3 protein-coding genes are annotated in these 1,649 nt (G+C 51.1%); 1 reads left to right on the forward strand and 2 read right to left on the reverse strand.

Going from position 1 to position 1,649, the window contains the following annotated elements; all coding sequences use genetic code 11:
* Positions 1 to 177: 177 nt before the first annotated feature.
* Positions 178 to 654 carry a helix-turn-helix domain-containing protein gene (locus BHE85_RS14820; RefSeq protein ID WP_000469298.1) on the reverse strand — a complete coding sequence of 159 codons (477 nt, stop codon included), beginning with the start codon at positions 652 to 654 and terminating at the stop codon, positions 178 to 180.
* A 502-nt stretch (positions 655 to 1,156) separates the two neighbouring features.
* Here BHE85_RS14820 and BHE85_RS14825 point away from each other — a divergent pair.
* Entirely contained in the window at positions 1,157 to 1,282 is a 126-nt protein-coding gene (locus BHE85_RS14825; protein ID WP_001431667.1) for a hypothetical protein, read from the forward strand.
* Positions 1,283 to 1,414: 132 nt separating this feature from the next.
* Here the strand turns inward: BHE85_RS14825 and BHE85_RS27055 are convergent.
* The coding region (locus BHE85_RS27055) for a hypothetical protein (protein ID WP_206779290.1) at positions 1,415 to 1,649 on the reverse strand (235 nt) is incomplete at its 5' end.

Consider the following 1,649-nt stretch of genomic DNA (forward strand, 5'->3'; position numbering starts at 1 on the left):
CAGACGGTTTCCGGCCGCGCCTTGAGCGCTACCGGAACCGTGGCGGCTCGGTTTTTTTTTGGAGAACGGGGAGCAAAAACACGCAAAGGATTTTGAGGCGGCAAAAGAGCAATGCAGGATAGACAATCATGGTCAGAACGTTAACACGTAGCCCCTGATTGTCCGCCTGCCGCTAGCTCAATTTGAAAACATGGCCATGATTCGGCGCTGAATATCACCGTCTTTGTTGACCAGTGTTTTAGTGACAAACGCTGCATGGTTTTTCGTAGTGTTGTATCCCTTCCAGACTTCATGTGGATCGAGGGCATACGCACAAACCTTACCAGCAACGGGGATTCTAACTAATGCATTTTTTGATTCTAAGTAATTGAGCCACCGAATAATTGTGCTTCTGCTAACTCCAAGTTTTTCAGCTAGAAATTGCTGATCCGCAACGACAGCGCCACACGTAGGATCGATATGCTCCGCTAAAAATGAGTACAGCTTCAGTGCTGATATGCCTTGGCTATCCTTCAGCAGCTCTCGAACACGTTCCCAACCTTTTGGGGATACTTGTGTAAACCTTGAATTTTTCTTTGCTTCTTCGAGATCCTCGGTGTTTTTCTTTGCCTCATCTGAAAGTTGTTTCAGTCGTTTTTCTGAATCAATAAACATGATTTTTTCCCTCTGAAAATCCCATGCACTAACGTTGGTTCAAATCTAAGCCATCATGACACATCTATGCAACACCTTGTTGCGTGTTGTCGCATCCTGGATGCGACAACGTTGTGTCATCCTGGATGCGACAGGTAAATAAAAAACACACTAAAAAAACAACCACTTACAAATCGGCGTAAAAGATCTATTCTAGGTAAGGGTGTTGCGTGCAACGCAACGCCCTTTGGGGGTGTCGGGGCGAAGCCCTGACCCAGTCACGTAGCGATAGCGGAGTGTATACTGGCTTACTCCTATGCAAGCCTCGCCAGCCGTGATTTTTGCCAGATTTCGTGGTTTTCACGTTCAACAGCTCCATCGTGTTTTTGCCGTCCGTTCACCGTTAAAACGCCTCAGAAATCGGGACAGGATGTGTAATCGTATAACCGCGCATGCACGCCGATACGATTACCACTTGGTCAGGGCTTCACCCCGACACCCCGCATCAGTGCGTAAGTGCTCAATGTGGCTTCCAGTTCTCTTCCGCTTCCTCGTCGATTCGCTCGCTACGCTCGGTCATCGACTTGCGGCGAGCGGGATCACCTCTCGCATGTTGTCGGTGATCCCGGTGTTGTTCTTTTGGGGATGAGTCGCCAGATAGCCCCTCAAACGCGCTCAAAAGCTCTCAGACGCACGAAACGGGTTTTAGATGCCCGCCAGGGCATGGAAGGCGCGAAAAACGCTTACAGAGGCTCTCAGGAGGTCAAGCGCGCCGATACCCCTAACCAGGGGCTTTCAGGTCGCCAGGAACCGCGCCAGCCCCCTGCAAAGCCCATTTGCACGGAACAGGCAGCCATGCGGTTGGTAGGTGGTCGTAGACCGTCGGTGTTGCAGCGATGGGGGTCTGGGGTTCTCCCCAGACGGTTTCCGGCCGCGCCTTGAGCGCTACCGGAACCGTGGCGGCTCGGTTTTTTTTTGGAGAACGGGGAGCAAAAACACGCAAAGGATTTTGAGGC

This window comes from Shigella sp. FC1567 (assembly GCF_001743015.1).
GTDB classification, from domain to species: Bacteria; Pseudomonadota; Gammaproteobacteria; order Enterobacterales; family Enterobacteriaceae; genus Escherichia; species Escherichia coli.